At 63.0% G+C, this 15,546-nt stretch carries 19 protein-coding genes, 1 tRNA gene and 2 pseudogenes; 7 read left to right on the top strand and 15 right to left on the bottom strand.

Going from position 1 to position 15,546, the window contains the following annotated elements; genetic code table 11:
* Positions 1 to 199: 199 nt before the first annotated feature.
* Positions 200 to 307: pseudogene (locus G4223_RS18740) on the top strand (IS481 family transposase); the annotation flags it as partial.
* 3 nt (positions 308 to 310) lie between these two features.
* Here the strand turns inward: G4223_RS18740 and G4223_RS18735 are convergent.
* The 10 genes from G4223_RS18735 to G4223_RS18690 form a co-directional block, all read right to left on the bottom strand.
* Entirely contained in the window at positions 311 to 2,209 is a 1,899-nt protein-coding gene (locus tag G4223_RS18735) for a PAS domain-containing sensor histidine kinase (protein WP_163682864.1), read from the bottom strand.
* The gene (locus G4223_RS18730; protein WP_163682862.1) at positions 2,206 to 3,186 is read right to left on the bottom strand and encodes a substrate-binding domain-containing protein; all 981 of its coding nucleotides are present in this window, start codon (positions 3,184 to 3,186) and stop codon (positions 2,206 to 2,208) included. Before G4223_RS18730 ends, G4223_RS18735 begins: the two co-directional genes overlap by 4 nt.
* A 177-nt stretch (positions 3,187 to 3,363) precedes the next feature.
* Positions 3,364 to 4,386 (bottom strand): NAD(P)/FAD-dependent oxidoreductase, encoded by a 1,023-nt coding sequence (locus tag G4223_RS18725; RefSeq protein WP_163682860.1) that lies wholly within the window; start codon positions 4,384 to 4,386, stop codon positions 3,364 to 3,366.
* 22 nt (positions 4,387 to 4,408) lie between these two features.
* The gene (locus G4223_RS18720; RefSeq protein WP_163682858.1) at positions 4,409 to 5,278 is read right to left on the bottom strand and encodes a TIGR01459 family HAD-type hydrolase; all 870 of its coding nucleotides are present in this window, start codon (positions 5,276 to 5,278) and stop codon (positions 4,409 to 4,411) included.
* Positions 5,275 to 6,342 carry a quinone-dependent dihydroorotate dehydrogenase gene (locus G4223_RS18715; protein WP_163682856.1) on the bottom strand — a complete coding sequence of 356 codons (1,068 nt, stop codon included), beginning with the start codon at positions 6,340 to 6,342 and terminating at the stop codon, positions 5,275 to 5,277. The genes G4223_RS18720 and G4223_RS18715 overlap by 4 nt, the downstream gene beginning before the upstream one ends.
* Before the next feature lie 4 nt (positions 6,343 to 6,346).
* Complete coding sequence (locus tag G4223_RS18710; RefSeq protein WP_163682854.1) at positions 6,347 to 6,694, bottom strand: DUF952 domain-containing protein; 348 nt, start codon at positions 6,692 to 6,694, stop codon at positions 6,347 to 6,349.
* Between the two features lie 558 nt (positions 6,695 to 7,252).
* Positions 7,253 to 7,918 (bottom strand): NnrU family protein, encoded by a 666-nt coding sequence (locus G4223_RS18705; RefSeq protein WP_163682852.1) that lies wholly within the window; start codon positions 7,916 to 7,918, stop codon positions 7,253 to 7,255.
* 4 nt (positions 7,919 to 7,922) lie between these two features.
* Positions 7,923 to 8,837: a bifunctional methylenetetrahydrofolate dehydrogenase/methenyltetrahydrofolate cyclohydrolase FolD gene (folD, locus tag G4223_RS18700; RefSeq protein ID WP_163682850.1), complete on the bottom strand. Its 915-nt coding sequence runs from the start codon at positions 8,835 to 8,837 to the stop codon at positions 7,923 to 7,925.
* Positions 8,834 to 9,154, bottom strand: coding sequence for a DUF167 family protein (locus G4223_RS18695; RefSeq protein WP_163682848.1), 321 nt, complete (start codon positions 9,152 to 9,154; stop codon positions 8,834 to 8,836). The genes folD and G4223_RS18695 overlap by 4 nt, the downstream gene beginning before the upstream one ends.
* On the bottom strand, positions 9,151 to 9,456 hold the full coding sequence (locus G4223_RS18690) for a YggT family protein (RefSeq protein WP_163682846.1): 306 nt from the start codon (positions 9,454 to 9,456) through the stop codon (positions 9,151 to 9,153). Before G4223_RS18690 ends, G4223_RS18695 begins: the two co-directional genes overlap by 4 nt.
* A 156-nt stretch (positions 9,457 to 9,612) precedes the next feature.
* On the opposite strand from G4223_RS18690, the gene G4223_RS18685 reads away from it, so the two are divergent.
* The 3 genes and pseudogenes from G4223_RS18685 to G4223_RS18675 form a co-directional block, all read left to right on the top strand.
* Positions 9,613 to 10,011, top strand: a complete 399-nt coding sequence (locus G4223_RS18685; protein ID WP_163682844.1) for a group III truncated hemoglobin — start codon at positions 9,613 to 9,615, stop codon at positions 10,009 to 10,011.
* Positions 10,012 to 10,049: 38 nt separating this feature from the next.
* A tRNA-Ala gene (locus G4223_RS18680) sits at positions 10,050 to 10,125 on the top strand.
* 142 nt (positions 10,126 to 10,267) lie between these two features.
* Positions 10,268 to 10,498: pseudogene (locus G4223_RS18675) on the top strand (DUF6538 domain-containing protein); the annotation flags it as partial.
* On the opposite strand, the gene G4223_RS18670 reads toward G4223_RS18675, so the two are convergent.
* Complete coding sequence (locus G4223_RS18670) at positions 10,482 to 11,267, bottom strand: hypothetical protein (protein ID WP_163682840.1); 786 nt, start codon at positions 11,265 to 11,267, stop codon at positions 10,482 to 10,484. The pseudogene G4223_RS18675 and the gene G4223_RS18670 overlap by 17 nt on opposite strands.
* Here G4223_RS18670 and G4223_RS18665 point away from each other — a divergent pair.
* Positions 11,235 to 12,464, top strand: a complete 1,230-nt coding sequence (locus G4223_RS18665) for a DUF6398 domain-containing protein (protein ID WP_163682838.1) — start codon at positions 11,235 to 11,237, stop codon at positions 12,462 to 12,464. The genes G4223_RS18670 and G4223_RS18665 overlap by 33 nt on opposite strands.
* A 32-nt stretch (positions 12,465 to 12,496) precedes the next feature.
* Here G4223_RS18665 and G4223_RS18660 read toward each other — a convergent pair whose 3' ends face one another.
* The 4 genes from G4223_RS18660 to G4223_RS18645 form a co-directional block, all read right to left on the bottom strand.
* Positions 12,497 to 12,784, bottom strand: coding sequence for a type II toxin-antitoxin system RelE/ParE family toxin (locus tag G4223_RS18660; protein ID WP_163682836.1), 288 nt, complete (start codon positions 12,782 to 12,784; stop codon positions 12,497 to 12,499).
* Positions 12,781 to 13,029, bottom strand: coding sequence for a CopG family ribbon-helix-helix protein (locus tag G4223_RS18655; RefSeq protein WP_163682834.1), 249 nt, complete (start codon positions 13,027 to 13,029; stop codon positions 12,781 to 12,783). Before G4223_RS18655 ends, G4223_RS18660 begins: the two co-directional genes overlap by 4 nt.
* Before the next feature lie 80 nt (positions 13,030 to 13,109).
* Entirely contained in the window at positions 13,110 to 13,802 is a 693-nt protein-coding gene (locus G4223_RS18650) for a DUF7168 domain-containing protein (protein ID WP_163682906.1), read from the bottom strand.
* Between the two features lie 191 nt (positions 13,803 to 13,993).
* Positions 13,994 to 14,437 carry a site-specific integrase gene (locus G4223_RS18645; protein ID WP_163682832.1) on the bottom strand — a complete coding sequence of 148 codons (444 nt, stop codon included), beginning with the start codon at positions 14,435 to 14,437 and terminating at the stop codon, positions 13,994 to 13,996.
* Between G4223_RS18645 and G4223_RS18640 the strand changes: the two genes are divergently transcribed.
* Positions 14,436 to 14,612, top strand: a complete 177-nt coding sequence (locus tag G4223_RS18640; protein WP_163682830.1) for a hypothetical protein — start codon at positions 14,436 to 14,438, stop codon at positions 14,610 to 14,612. The genes G4223_RS18645 and G4223_RS18640 overlap by 2 nt on opposite strands.
* 305 nt (positions 14,613 to 14,917) lie before the next feature.
* On the top strand, positions 14,918 to 15,427 hold the full coding sequence (locus G4223_RS18635; protein ID WP_163682829.1) for a GNAT family N-acetyltransferase: 510 nt from the start codon (positions 14,918 to 14,920) through the stop codon (positions 15,425 to 15,427).
* Positions 15,428 to 15,546: the final 119 nt, after the last annotated feature.

The raw sequence follows: 15,546 nt of genomic DNA, 5'->3' as shown, positions 1-15,546 counted from the left end.
CCACCCCCCCCCCCCCGGCGCAAACGCCGCCGCGACAAGCGCCCGCTTCTGCTCCGCCGTCCAATGCCGCCGCCGTTCCGGCCCGGTCAGAACATGAACCTGCCCCATCACCTCGCCCTTGGCATCGGTGCAAACCACGGTGCTTGCACCATCGCCAAGGCTGGCACCGTCAAACGGGGCCAGCAAGCGGGCCGACTGCGGCCTTCACCGCTACAATTGGCACCGACCGCATGGTAGCTTGAAGGCGCAGACACCCATCAGCCGACTCGGTCTGACCGGCGACAACGTCATGCGACTCCACAACTAGACGTCACCGGTTGGGCGACGGTTCCGCCATGACCGGCAAGGTGAAGACGAAACGGCTGCCCTGGTCGATGCCAGCGGATTCCACCCAGATCCGTCCGCCATGGCGCATGACGATCCGTTTGCACACCGCCAGACCGACGCCGTTGCCTTCGAATTGTTCGTAGGTGTGCAGGCGGCGGAACACCTTGAACAATTGCTCTATCTGATCCGGGGGGATGCCGATGCCGTTGTCGGTCACGGCGATTGCCCACATTTCGTCCGTTTGGCGGGCGGAAACGGTGATTCTTGGCCGGGTTTCGGGACGCTGGTATTTGACGGCGTTGCCGAGCAGGTTTTCGAACAGGCGCGCCATTTGCGAGGAATCGGCCATGACACGGGGCAAGGGGCCGGCGATGATTTCGGCGTTCCTGTCGGCCAGGGTGGTCGACAGGTCCTGCAAGGCGGTGTTCAGGGCGTCGCCCAGGTCCAGAGGTTCGAACGTCCGTCCATGCGAGCCGACCCTGGAATATTCGAGAAGGCTCAGGATCATCTCGGACATGCGCTTGGCGCCGCTTACCGCGAAGTCGATGTATTCGTTGGCGTCGGCGGGCAACTGGTCGCCACACCGCCGTTGCAGAAGTTGCAGGAAGCTCGAGACGTTGCGCAGCGGCGTCTGAAGGTCGTGCGAGATGGCATAGGAAAACTGTTCAAGGTCTTCGTTCGACCGCCGCAGGTTGTCCTTGATCCTTTCTTGTTCCGCCTCGACCCGCTTGCGTTCGGTGATGTCGAGATGAGTGCCCGACATGCGCAGCGGCCGTCCGTCGGCTGTCCATTCCGCCACTTTGCCGCGGTCCAGCACCCACACCCATTCGTCCGTCTTGTGGCGCATGCGGCATTCACATTCGTAGAACTCGGTCTCGCCCGAGAAATAGCGTTCAAGCGCGGCGTCCGAGCGGGCCAGGTCGTCGGGATGGGCAAGGCGCTGCCACGTCTCGATGCTGACCGGGTTGAGTTCGTCCAGCGTGTAGCCGACGATCTCGGCCCATCGGTCGTTCAGCTTGAGGTCGCCGCTTTCCACGTTCCATTCCCAGGTGCCGGCATGGGTGCCCCAGATGATCTCGCGCTGGGCACGCTCGGCCGCCGCCAACGCCGCCTGATGGCGTTCCAGTTCGGCGTGGTTTTGTTCGATGTTGTCGATCGAGGCGCGGATCATCGCCATCATCCGGTTGATGCCGCCGGCCAGCGCGGAAATCTCCCGCGGGCCGTTCACCGTGGCGGGGGCGATCGGAACGCCGCGGGCATCCGTGCGCGACACCGCGTCGGCGATGCCGGTAACCGGAATGATCACGATGCGATAGACGATCAGCGACAACACGGCGATCAGGATGATCGAAACCAGGGCCAGATTGACCGTTGTGTCGCGGATGGTCCGCTGAAGTTCGCGTTGGACCGACAGGTCCGAGGCGCAAATGGCGACCTCGCCGACGGTTTGGCCGGTGTCGGCGAGAACCGGCACCCGGCTGGAATGGAAGCAATTGGCGGTCATGGCACGATGCGTCGCGTCGTCCGGGTCGTAATCGACCACGGTGTCGGGCGTCACCCGCACCTTGCCCGAGACGAAATCCGCCTGCCCGGTGAGTTCGGCCATGCGGAAGTCCCGAAGCGTGATCGCCAGGAAATCCGCTTCCTCCATCTCGCGGTTCAGGATGCCGAGATAGTCGTTGACCGCATAAGCCTGGACATAGGGGGCGGCGCCACGGGCGATGGTGTCGGCCTTGTCCTCGGTATGCGTGCGCAATTCGGCGGAGATGACGCTCTTGGCATACAGGAACGTGGCGATGCCGCTGACCGCCATCACGGCGGCGACGGTCAGCACGATCGCCAACCCGATGACGGTGAAGATGGAATAGCTGGGGCGTGTCATCTCAGACCCAGCACGTTCCGTCGGATGGTTTCCATTTCCACCGCGATGTTTTCGTCCGACACGGCCAGCACCGGTAATTTCTGTTCCCGTTCGACCGCCTGTCCGCTCAGGTGGCGATCCATGGTCTCGACCGCTTTTTCTCCCATCAGGAACGGCTGTTGCATTCCGGCCCCGGCCAGGATGCCGCGCGGGATGAGATCCAGGAACTCGGGTTCGGCGTCGAAGGTCAGCAACAGCACCTGCCCCGTGCGTCCGGCGTCGGCGATGGCGTCGAGCGCGGCTTGATAGCGGTCCGATCCCTGAAGCCAGACGGCGCGGATGTCGGGGGCGGCGGCCAACAGGTCGCGGGTATGGTCGAACGTTTCCTGGTACGAGAAATCCACTTGCTGGCGAATGCCGGCGCCTCGGATGCCGGCTTCCTGCATGGCCTGCATGAAACCGGCCGTGCGGGATTGGCCGTTGGCACGTTTTTGTGGAATGGCGACGATGGCGACGCGGCCGTCGGTCCATCCCCGTTCCTTCAACTTGGCGGCGAGGATGCGGCCGATACGATAGGCGCCGTCGCGGTTGTCCGACGAGATGTAGGACACATAATCGCCGCTGTCGGCGCCGATATCGGCCACCACCACCGGAATAGCGGCTTCCTTGGCCAATCTCAGCAAGGTGACGGCCGACGACGAATTGGTCGGCGACAGCACGATGCCGTCGACCTTGGACTTTATGGCGGCGACAAGGTTGGAGATCTCGGTCTTGGCGTCGTTGCCGGCGCTGTAGGCCTTGGCCTGATAGCCCAGGGCCGCCGCGCGCTCGTGGACGCCGCGCCACATGATGTTCCAGAACGGAATGCGCAGGTCGGACACAACGTAAGCAAGTTTTTTTACCGTGCCCGATGCGTCGAAGGGCGTCAGGCCAAGGGCGCAGGCGGAACAGCCGATGATCCGCAGGAGCGAACGTCTGTCGATGAAGCTTGTTGCCATGGTCCCGCGCCTTGGGAAACCGTCCCGCCGTCAAACGTCCTTTGTTGACAGGACCATAGTGACCCCTGGGAACGAACCTTCACTAATGCAGAAAGAGAGGAGCTCTTTTGCGCGGAAGTAGAATATCGCGTCGCGTCCAATGCCGGACAAGCCGGCATTGGACGCGACGGCGTTTGCTTACTTGGCCCCAGGGACACCCGACGTGGTGGAATGTTCGAAATGCAGCGCCTCGCCGGGATGGGTCACCTCGTGGGCGGTGTGGGCGGCGCGTGCGGCCTCGGCGAAGCCGGCCAGGATCAGCTTGAGCTTGCCGGGATAGGTGCAGACGTCGCCGGCCGCCAGGATGCCCGGCGCGTTGGTCGCCATGGTGGCGGCATCCACCGCGATCTGGCTGCGGTCCATGCCCAGGCCCCAGCCGGCGATCGGTCCCAGGTCGGTGGCCAGACCGAAGAACGGCAACAGCGCATCGGCTTCCAGGCGGCGGGTGTCGCCATCAAGCGTCGAGACCACCACCGCCGACAGCTTGCCGTTTTCGCCTTCCAGGCCATGCAGTTGATAGGGCACCACCAGGTCGACGGTGCCGGCCTCGGCCAAGGCCTTCAGGCGCGCCTCGGATTCGGGGGCGGCGCGGAACTTGGGGCGGCGGTGCACCACCATGACCTTGGCCGCCACCTCGGACAGCGAGATGGCCCAATCCACCGCCGAATCGCCACCGCCGGCGATGACTACGCGCTTGCCGCGGTAATCCTCGCGCCGGGTGACGAAATAGGCGACGCCGTTGCCCGCGCCCTTGCCCTCGTACGCTTCGATACCGTCCAGCGGCGGACGGTTGGGGCCGAAGGCGCCGCCGCCGGCGGCGACGATCACCGCCCGTGCGGTGATCACCGTACCGTCGGACAGGGAGCAGCGCCATGCTTCGCCCAAGCGTTCCAGCCCGACCATCTGGCGGCCCAGATGGTAAGTGGGGGCAAAGGGCGCCGCCTGTTCCTTGAGCCGCTCGATCAGGTCGGCGGCCAGGATCGACGGATGGCCGGGAATGTCGTAGATGGGCTTTTCCGGGTAAAGCGCGGCACATTGGCCGCCGACGGCGTCGAGCGCATCGACCACATGGCATTTCAGTTTGACCATGCCGCATTCGAACACGGCGAACAGGCCCACCGGGCCGGCTCCCACCACAACGACGTCGGTTTCGTAATTCATCGGTTCGCTCTCTTGTTTTGTGTCACCACCGGAAGGTGGGGATGGCGGCCAAGGGGCGTTCGCCATGGCGGCTCACCACTTGGCGCAAGGTTTCTGGATCGGCGACCTCGCCCGGACGGATGCCCAGTTCGGCGGCGTGGATGCCCTGGGTCACGAACACCGCGCACAGGCCGGCGGCGTTGGCGCCCTTGACGTCGGTGTGCAGCGCGTCGCCCACCGCCAGCACCTTGGCCCGCTCGACACCAAGCAGTTCCAGCGCGTTGTCGTAGATGGCCGGGTCGGGCTTGCCGCGCATGGACACCACGCCGCCCATTTCCGCGTAACGCGCGGCCAGGGCGCCGGCACAGACCACCGGCTTGCCTTGGCGGATCACCACATGGTCGGGGTTGGCGCAGATCATCGGCAGGTTGCGGGCCAAACCGTCCTTCATCTTGGGCACGTAATCCTCGACCGTTTCCTCCAGGTCCCAAGGGCCGGTGTTGAGGATGAAATCGGCGTGCTCGATGTCCACCGGCACCAGATCAAGGCCGGCGAAGACGTTTTCGTCGCGTTCCGGCCCCATGTGGTAGATGTTGCGGCCCAAGGTCGCGTAGAACGGGTCGGTGCGCCGCGCCAATTCCATGTGCACCGCCTCGCCCGATGACAGCACATGGTCGTACATGTCGCGGCCGATGCCCATGCGGGCCAGTTGTTCGACCAGCGCGTCGCCACGGCGCGGGGCGTTGGACAGCAGCAATGTCGTCTTGCCGGCGGCGCGCAGCGCGGCCAGGGTGTCGCGGGCGCCGGGATAGGCCTCGACCCCGTCATGGATGACGCCCCACAGATCCAGGATGAAGCCGTCGAAACCCGACGCCACCTCGGACAGACCGGCGATCTGGCGGATCGGCATCATTTCCCCCTGTGACCGGCGCCAACGGCGTCGGCGATGCTGGCGAAGCCGTCGCGCTTGAGCAATTCGATCAGTTCGCGGTTGATGCGGGTGACCAGGGCCGTGCCCTGATAGACCAGGGCGGAATAAAGCTGCACCAGCGAGGCGCCGGCCTTGATCTTGGCATAGGCGTCGGCACCGCTGGCGATGCCGCCGACGCCGACCAGCGGCAAGCGGCCTTCGGTCAGGGTGTACATGCGGGCAAGCACGGCGGTGGCGGCATCTCGCAACGGCGCCCCGGACAGACCGCCGGTTTCCTTGGCATGGACCGAGCACAGGCTGTCCGGCCGAGCGATGGTGGTGTTGGAAACGATCAACCCGTCCAGCGCCCCGCCCAGGGCGACGGCGGCGATATCGGCCAGATCCTCGTCATTGAGGTCGGGGGCGATCTTCAACAGCAACGGCGGCCGTTTGGCGCCCTCGGTCGCCGTGTCCAGGGCGGCACGGGTGCGGCCCACCAATCCTTCCAACTGGTCGCGGCCCTGAAGCGCACGCAAGCCCGGCGTGTTGGGCGACGACACGTTGATGACCATGTAATCGGCCAATGGCCCCAGACGTGCCGCGCCCTTTTCGTAATCGGACGCCGCGTCCTCGGTATCCTTGTTCTTGCCCAGATTGGCGCCGACGATGCCGATGCGCGCACGGGCCTGCAACCGGGCGGCCACCGCCTCGACGCCTTCGTTGTTGAAGCCCATGCGGTTGATGACCGCGTGGTCCTCGGTCAGACGGAACATGCGCGGGCGGGGATTGCCCGGCTGCGGCCTGGGCGTCACCGAACCGATTTCGACGAAGCCGAAGCCCTGGCGCAGCATGGCGTCCGGCACCTCGGCGTTCTTGTCGAAACCGGCGGCAAGACCGACCGGGTTGGGGAAGCGCAGGCCCCACAGCGCCACTTCCAGCGACGGCGCGGTGACGCGCGGCTGTGACGGCACCAGACCGCTTTTCAGCGCCTTGATGGTCAGCCCATGGGCACATTCGGGATCGAACAGACGGACCAGCGGCCCGGCGAGCTTGAAGTAATCGAACACGGAATCAGTCCTCGAGCGGAGGGAAGACGTGGCGACCATCGCCGCCCAGCGGCAGGTCGTGAACAGCGGCGACCGCGCGCAGCGGCAGCGGGCCGTAAAGATGGGGAAACAATTGACCACCGCGCGACGGCTCCCATTTCAGGGATTCGCCCAGGGCGGCGGCCTCGACCGCCAGCAACAGCAGCCCGTCCTGTCCGGCGCGATGCCGGGCGGCGCTTTCCACCACCTGGGCGGCGGTCGAGAAATGGATGAAGCCGTCGGCGGCGTCCTGGGACGAGCCCGCATAGGAGCCGACGGTCAGGGCGACCGCCCATTCGTCGCGGCGGCACATATGGTAGATGATGCGTGTCATGGCGCCGCGACCTTAGCGCAAAGCGCCCGTCAAGGCCACGCCGACCTTTGTCGTCAGGGGTATAGCTAACAGGCCGCGCAGGTGAACCTTCATCGTCCTGAGGACAAGCTCAGTCCAGCCATCCTTATTGCTCCCCACGGACAAGTAGTCCGTAAAAAAGGGCGGCATCTGCCGCCCTTAAATCTTATCCCAACGGCGGGAACCGCCACCGCTCCACCAACTCCTTGAAGAGCTCTCTGGCCTCAACAATAAGCAGGCAAAGCCTCAAGAAAAGAACCATAACTGGCCTCCAATCAGTTGCCATTGACAACCGCGAGCCAAAAGCCATTCTTAGGGCAGCTACACCACGTAGCAGCAGGCTCACGGTCTGCCTGAGGGCGGGGTTTCGGTACCAGCGAAGCCCCGCCTTTTCATTTCAGACACCACCGTTCTAGGTGTCCAAGGCGCGTCTACGCAATGAGAACAAACAGCGAATAAAGAAAATAAATTATTTGATTTCGTTAATTGCATGAAATTCCGCATTTTACAGACCCCCATGTAAATCCACCTCGGCTTCGCTCACGGCCAGGGACTCGCCCCGATGACCGGTTCGTGCAGGTACAGCAGGGCGGCGTAAAGCAGTACACCGTTCAGCAGGCGCTTCCAGCCCATTTCGCGCACTCCCGCCACCGGGTCGCGGGCAAAGTCCGCCAGCCGGCTCCATTCCTCGAATCCCAGGACGCAGCGGCGCTTGCGGTCCAGCATCATCGGCCCCAGCACCGCCAGCAACAGCAGCGGCGCGAACAGGATCAACGCGCCGACGTCGCCGTTCGGCACCATGTGGGCCGTCGCCCACAGTCCCGCCGCCCACAGGATGGGGTGGCGGGTCAGGCGCAGGATACCGGGCCGCGCCGGATCGTAACCATGCGCGCCGGGACCGATGGAAAAGGGGTTGGGGGTGCTGAGCCCCGCCACCGCCAACACGCACACCGCCGGCATGACCAGCGGCGGCACCCAGCGCATCCACGGTTCCTGGCCCCAAAGCAGCACCATGGGGGCGGCCACATAGGCCGCGATCATCCACGCCAGCAGCAGCAGCGAGAGGATGGAATAGGCGATGGTGAACCCGCGCGACCCGCCCAGCACCGCCTCGGCCCGGCGACGGAAGCCGGGGCGGTTGGTCAGGCTGTGGCTGCCCAGGAAAACCGCCACCGCCAGCACCAGATGACCCAAGCCGCCGGTCATCGCGTCACGCCCAGGGATGGGCTTCGGGAATGTCCAGGTTGTGCAGGCGGGCGCAGGCGGTCAGCGTGTTGCGCAACAGGCAGGCGATGGTCATGGGGCCGACACCGCCGGGAACCGGGGTGATGGCGCCGGCCACCTGGACCGCCTCGTCGAACTTGACGTCGCCCACCAGCTTGGTCTTGCCGTCGGGCAGGGTGATGCGGTTGATGCCGACGTCGATCACCGTGGCGCCCGGCTTGATCCAGTCGCCCTTGACCATTTCCGGCTGGCCGACGGCGGCGACCACGATGTCGGCGGCGCGCACTTCGGCCGCCAAGTCCTTGGTCCGGGAATGGGCCACGGTCACCGTGCAGCTTTCGCGGATCAGCAGGTGCGCCATGGGCTTGCCGACGATGTTGGAGCGCCCGATCACCACCGCCTTGAGCCCCGACAGGCTGCCCAGGGTGTCGCGCAACAGCATCATCGAGCCCAGCGGCGTGCACGGGATCAGGCCGATGCCGCCCGAGGCCAGCATGCCGACGTTCCACGGGTGGAAGCCGTCCACGTCCTTGTCGGGACGAATGGCCTCGATCACCTTTTGCGCGTTGATGTGCCGGGGCAACGGCAATTGTACCAGGATGCCGTGCACCTCGGGGTCGTCGTTCAGCCCCTCGATCAAGGTCAGCAGATGGCTTTCCGGGGTGTCGGCCGGCAGCTTGTGCTCGAACGAGTTCATGCCCGTCTCAAGCGTGCGCTTGTGCTTGTTGCGCACATAGACCTGGCTGGCCGGGTCCTCGCCCACCAGCACCACCGCCAGACCCGGCACCACATGGTGCAGGTCGCGCAATTCGTGGACGCGGGTGGCGATCTCGTCGCGCAGGGCGGCCGAAAAAGCGTTGCCGTCGATCAGTTTTGCCCGCGGGCTCTGGGAGTCGGTCATTTCCGGGTCGCCATCCATTGTTCGAGGCGGGCCAGGATGTCTCCCGGCTCGCCGGTGATGAGGATTACCTTGCGTCGGTCGGTGGCGCCCTGGACGATGTCCATGCCGGATTTGGGCACCCGCCATTCCTTGCTCAACAACTTGATCAACGCGGCGTTGGCCTTGCCGTCCTCGGGCACCGCCGTTACCGAAACCTTGAGCACAGTACCGCCATCGGCCTCGGATACCGGGCCGTCGACACGGTCGCGCGACGCCTTGGGCGTCAGGCGGATCTGAACGCGCACGCCGCCGGTCGCGGCGGCGGCGAAGGCGGTCACAGGGTCATCACCGCGCGCAGCAGGTTTTCCATCACCATCTGCACGAACAGGATCAGCAGCCACAGCGCGATGGGCGACAGGTCGACCGGTCCGAAATCGGGCATGATGCGGCGGATCGGCCGCAACGCCGGTTCGGTCAGCCGGGCCAACACGTCGCCGATGGTGCGGACCGCCTGATTGTAGGTGTTGATCACGCCGAAGGCCAGAAGCCAACTGAAGATCACCGTGGCCAGAACCACGTACCAATATATCTTGAGCGCGATCAGAATGACCGTGAACAACGGTACAAGAATGACGTCCATCGGCCTGGAACCTCGGTTTGGTTGCGCGCGGGCCAACCCTACCCACGAAGTGGTCCGCGTGCAAGGGGAGGCGCTTGCGCGGGAGGAGAGAGGAATGGCACTGTGGCCCAGTAGCCCCAGATGCCGCCCCCAGATACCGCCAAGGACCATACGGCCATGACCGATTCCGAGCGCGAAGCCAGAATATACCACATGGTCGAACGCTTTTATGAATTGGGAGACCAGGACCCGGTGCTGGCCCCGGTGTTCGCGGCCATTCCCGACCGGCCCGGTCATTTCCGCATCGTCGCCGATTTCTGGTCGCACGCGCTTTACGGCACCGGCCGCTATCAGGGCAGCCCGTTTCCGGTGCACATGCGCATCGACTTTCCCTTCGAGGCGTTCGAGCGTTGGCTGGTGGCCTTCGAACAGGCAGTTTCCGAGGTCCTGACCCCCATGGAAGCCGAGATCGCTCTGCAACGGGCCCGGCATATGACTCAGTCGTTCAAGGTGGGGCTGTTTCCGTTCCAGACTGCCGACGGCACGCCGTCGAGGCACCTGCAAAGGCGCTCTTGACAGCCCAAATCGCTTTGCCTATTTTCGGCGCCTCGCGTGGGGCTGTAGCTCAGATGGGAGAGCGCCGCAATCGCACTGCGGAGGTCAGGGGTTCGATTCCCCTCAGCTCCACCAACGCTATAGGGAAGCCCGGCCAGAAATGGCCGGGCTTCTTGCTTTTCAGCCAAACCCAGCGAAATCCTGCACTTAGCCGCTTTGCGACTGCTCCACACGGTGATACACGCGTGGGGTATGAAGAAGGTGGCTCCGGGTCCGCGTTCCCCAGGATGTGCGGTCGAAGATCGGCAAATCCGAGGTGTCCAAGTCGCTCGGAACCTCCAGCTACCGTGATGCCATCGGGCAGGCGCGCAAGGTCGCCTATCAGATCGAAAGCATGTTCGATCAGGTGCGGTGTGGGCTGCCCGTGCAGGTCGATGTTTCCGGGAATGTGGGTGAACGGTCTGAACCCACCCAGCCCATCATCGTGGATGTCAGACCTGGAAGGTAAGCATCCGGCTGTATAAGGCAGTCTTTCTATAAAGCTTGGGCTGGAACCAATCATCGTTGGCGGCAGCCTGTTTTTCTTCGATCAGCCCGAACCAGCGCAGATAGCGCAGCACCCGCGCCTCAAATGTTCGCCAAGGGGTATCCGGGGTTCGTGCCCCTTCGGCTTCCTTGCACGGAATGGTGACCGAGCGCATTAGCGCATCGGCGGGGCGCCAGTCGTCGTTGAACTGATCGATCAGGTAGAGGATCAGGGAAATCTGCCAGGAGAAGATTTCCTTCATCTCGTAGCGGTCAAGGAATGCCGGGTTGTAGCGAGTGAAGGTGGTGCGCAGCAGCACCGCCTGAAGTTTCCCCGCAGCCTCTTCGGGCAACAACGCCTTGCCCTTCTTGGTCAGTTTGAGGGAGCCTTTCTCGGTGCGCGCCAGACCGCCCAGTTTCAGCACGGCATGCAGGTAAAGAGCGGGCGTATAGTCGTCCTCGTTGATCACCTTGTTCATGTCGCGGATGCGTTCGGCGGGATAGCCCTGCCACTGAAACCGATCCACCAGGGACTCGACCAGCTTGCGGTTGAGGTTACCCTTGGCGGTCAGCTTGGCGCCCTTGCCGTCCAGTTCCGCCATCAGGATGCGAGCATTGGGCACCACGTTGGTGGCGGCAAGGTCGGTCAGGGTCAAACCCTCGTTCATCAGACAGGGACCGGCGCCGTCAAGATCGTCGTGGACCAGGGCGGATGCCTGTTGTTCGGTGAGTTTGACGATCCCTTTGGACATGATCGCTCCTTGTCGTCGGCAACAGTAGCGAGCATCCTGACTGCCATCAACGATAGGGCGAGGATGATGACCCGGCACCGTGTTCCCAAGGCGATGGAGCCGATCTTCCTAGCAGTGACCACCATCACCGACGAATTCTGCCTCGCCCATCTGGACGGACAGTATGCCGCGCTTGCCCGCAAGGCGACGGCGACCCTGGCGCGGAAAGCGTCCAGCCCGCTGGCCAAGGGCAACGTCAAATCGTGGGCGGGCGGCATTCTCTACGCGCTCGCCAAGGTCAACCATCTCGGCGGGGGCGAAGGACAACCTTTCTCGTCGCTGGGAGAAATGTGCGATCTGCTTGGCATTGGTCGCAGCACCGGCACCGCCAAGGGTGGCGAGGTCATCGCCGCGCTGAAGATTCGTCCGTTCGATACGACGTGGCTTCATCCCGACGTACTGGCCAACGATCCCCGAGCGTGGTTCCTTGATGTCGGCGGCATGGTGGTGGATGCCCGCCAGTTGCCGCCCGACATGCAGCAACAAGCGTTCCGCCTGGGACTGATCCCCTTCGTGCCGTCCGCCCCATCCAGCCGCAAGGTGGCGGGCGAACGTGATGCCGTTCTCGCGGAGTATCAGCGATGGCGGCGCTTGAACACCGACATCCAAAGCGACCTCGCCAGTCAAATCATGATCGATGGCACCGCCATCAAGCAGGCAGTGAAACTTGGTATCGCCAGGACGCCCGCAGCGGCGCTGGGGCTGCCGTTGGACAAGTTGGCGCCCGCCTTCGACCTCGCCATCTATGGCGGCAAGCTCCCCGAGCAGCAACTTGCCGTCAAACCCGCGCCCAAGGGACAGCGGGCGACCCTGCTGAAGGCGATGGCGGCGGCGACATTTTCGCTGTTCGAGGTGATCGACCTGCACCCCACTGCCGGTCTCCGCCTGCGTGATCTCAGTGATGACCACGAAGTGTGGCTGATGGACAGGGGAATGGAAGTGTCTGCCCCCAAAGGCATCACACTGGCGGCACGGGTGATCAAACCCGCCGATTTCGCCATGACCACCGGGGTTTCGGTCAACATGACCGATGCGGTCTGGAATGCCGTCGAGAATTCCATTGGCGGCACCCGCGCCGACATCGTTCGGCATGATGACCGTGATCAGCTTGCGGAAGCCGTTTATCGCGCCGGGGTGAAGGCGAAAGCGGTTCTGTAATCCAACTGTTCGGAAATCCCGACCAGTTGCCGTTACGCTTCTTCGCCAGGATAGGTTTGAGCGCCATGGAGCAGGCGCAGGATGATCACCGTGGAATCGGTGACGGCATAGACCGCGATCCAAGGTAGCCCCGCCAGCACCAGTTCACGGGTGCCATCCACCCGCCCGGCACGACCGCGAAAAGGGAAGTCCGACAATCCTTCGACGGTGGCGAATATGTCCGCACCGATGCGGGCGGCAAGGGCGGGGTCTTCCTTGGCGATGTGGTCACATTGGTCGGTCAGGTCGGCTTCGGCGCGCCGGGTCCAGCGGACGTTCACTCAGCCGCCCCGAAACGCTGACGGAAACGCGAAACCACCTCTTCGTGCGCAACGGTACGTCCTTCGTGCAGATCGGCAAGTCCGTCCTCGACCGCTTCGACAAAGGCGAGTTCGGTGTCGATATAGGCTTGCAGTGCCTTGCCCACCACCCAGGATTTGCTGCGCCCCTGGATGGTCGCCAGCCGGGTCAGCCGGTCGGACAGATCGGATTCAATCCGGGCGGTGATGGTCACATCCTTCTGCATGGCTCACGCTCTCCGTACACAACCGAATACAACGTATTCATAAGGCGCGGCGAGAACAACCCCGGCTGCGACGAAAGCTGTTATTTCCGGCTGACGGCGGAATTGATGGTCACCGCCTGACCTGCGGCATGACCAGCTTCGAACGCTCCTGCCGCCACCTTCTTCCCCGACGCTCGCCCACGACGGAGATTCAGGTCCAGCTTGGCGAATTCGGACTCGACCACCGCATGGCGAAGCACCACCAGATCACGCCCGCTGCTGATGCGGATGGCTTCGTCGCGTTCGTGTTTCATCGCCAACAATTTGTCCGCGATGGACACCGCCATGCCGAACAGGAACGAACCTCTTTCGTCATGCCCATAGCGGATGAATCGCTGGCTTCGTGCGTATTGCTCCCAGGCGCCCTGCATGGCGACAGCGATCACGTCATAGACGTAATGCGCCATTTCGATGCTGGGGCGCAGCCCGAAGAAGACGTATCGGATGCGCCCGGCTTCGTCCTTTTCACGCCAAACCTTGCAATCGCAAAACTCAGCGATGGCGGGGACGCAGGCAGAGATGGGCTGTCGTTGTTTTTTGTTTGTGGCGATGGATGATTGCTCGCACTGCTCTTCGCGGATTTCCAAATCGCTGAGGGACAGGTCATGGCGATCCAGCAGTTCCGCCACCTTGGACGCGGCAGCCAGAGCCTCTTCCTCGGTGCAGCCGTTCATCACGGTTTTCGCCCGAAGGGCTTGAAGACGGCTTTTCAACTTGTCCAGATCGGTCGTCATAAGGGTGTCCATTTGATAGGCATGCCGGGAAGCTTTAGCCGGGCGACCATCACGATTTCCGGCGCAATTCCCGCCTTCATGCTCCGTCCAGGTGCAGATGTTTGAGATCAAGATCATAGCTGATCTGGGAAATTGCCGCGAATAACGTGCTTGCTCTGAACCCACGACCATAATTGTCGGCGGTTGCCTCCTCATCCATGCCGTCGCCCGCCTCCCCCGAGCGCCAAGGCGATCTCACGATCCACTCGCGCCTCGCGAAGTGCGTCACGGAAGTTGTGTCGGAACGAATGAAACGAGGTTCGGGGTGCCTTCGCCTTCGCTTTGTCGAGGAAATTGGCGAAGAATTTGGAGAACGTATCGCTGTAGTAGCCCGATTTTGCCATTGTGAGTTCGGGGTGAACTGGGATCAGCCGCTCTCCGTTGGCTGTCTTGAGCTTCTTATCCGCGATACCGTTTTCTACCTCCGTCGTGACGATGAAGCAGTGGACATCATCGACCACCCGCACGTCTTCGACGTTCAACTGGCAGATTTCGTTCAGGCGCATGGGCGGCGAACGAAGGCTACCTCGACAAGAATCCCGCTCGCGGCTTGACCCGCCGCGCGCCGAAGCCGACCCGCTGCTGTTGGAACCCATGGAGCGCACCCGAGGTCATGCCGCTTTCGTCGGCAACGCCGCCATCGACCTCGACGCCCGCATCCGCGCCGCGCTATTGCGCAAGGAACTGGCCGACAGTGGCGAATGGCCGCTGGTCGATCCGATCCCGGCGGCGTTCCCGCCGCAAAATGATGGTGGGGACGGCGGGACTTGAACCCGCAAGGCCGAAGCCGGGCGATTTTAAGGAAACTGCATTTAGGCAGCGGGTTGTTTTTATTGTCGTTTTCTGCCAGTTGACAGAACTGTGCACGTTTCTGTGCATACACAGTCGCGGCATGAATATGAATTTCCACGCCTCCGAACAGCAAGCTTACCTGACGTAAGCTTGCCGGGGGCACCGGCTGATTCTAAGCCATGATCCGCTCTGTTGCCCAGCTCACATCCAACAGCGTAACCTTACCCCAAAGCCCCACTTTTAGTTGGATGAAATTTACCAAGACCAGACGGTGGAGAGACGCAATGAACGAGGAGATTGCTGAGGTCAAATTGGTTCGGTTGGCACCGAACCAGGATGTTGGAGTTGAGGCGACGGACCTATTGGCTGCGCAGGTGGCACATATCCTCAACACTGACGAGGGGTTGCCGGAAGGCATGAGGCGCCCCTCTCATTTACCACCTGAAACTTCACAAGGCGTATTGTCATTTACGATGGGCTGGTGCCGAGACCATAGCGCCGAATTCTACGCGATCGTTCTGCCCGATGGGGTCGTGGCAGGTGCGATCACCTTGAGCCATATAGATTTGGCGAACCGACAAGCGCGTTCGGGCTTTTTCCTGGCGACTCCCTATCAAGAGCGGGGGTACGAAACGCGGGCGTTGTCATTGCTATTCGACCTTTGCCGCTCTCGCGGAATGCTACGGGTTTCGAGTCGAGTGCCTGAAGCGGACACCGTCATTCGGCGGGCGTGGCAGGATTGCGGCATTCCCCTGGAGATCGATCCGAACCAGATTACCGCCGTACTGATTTAGGGCAACGTTCCAGCCATCGCAGATGGGGTGCAGCAGGAATAAATACCCGCGCACCTCTTATGATAGCTTATTATGGGTATATATTCTTGCACGTTGATGATCTTTCAGGCATACTGAAT

It is taken from the genome of Magnetospirillum aberrantis SpK (assembly GCF_011022235.1).
Classification (GTDB): Bacteria; Pseudomonadota; Alphaproteobacteria; order Rhodospirillales; family Magnetospirillaceae; genus Magnetospirillum; species Magnetospirillum aberrantis.
Note: the sequence above shows the minus strand (reverse complement) of the source record. Positions and strands in the feature narration are given on the sequence as shown.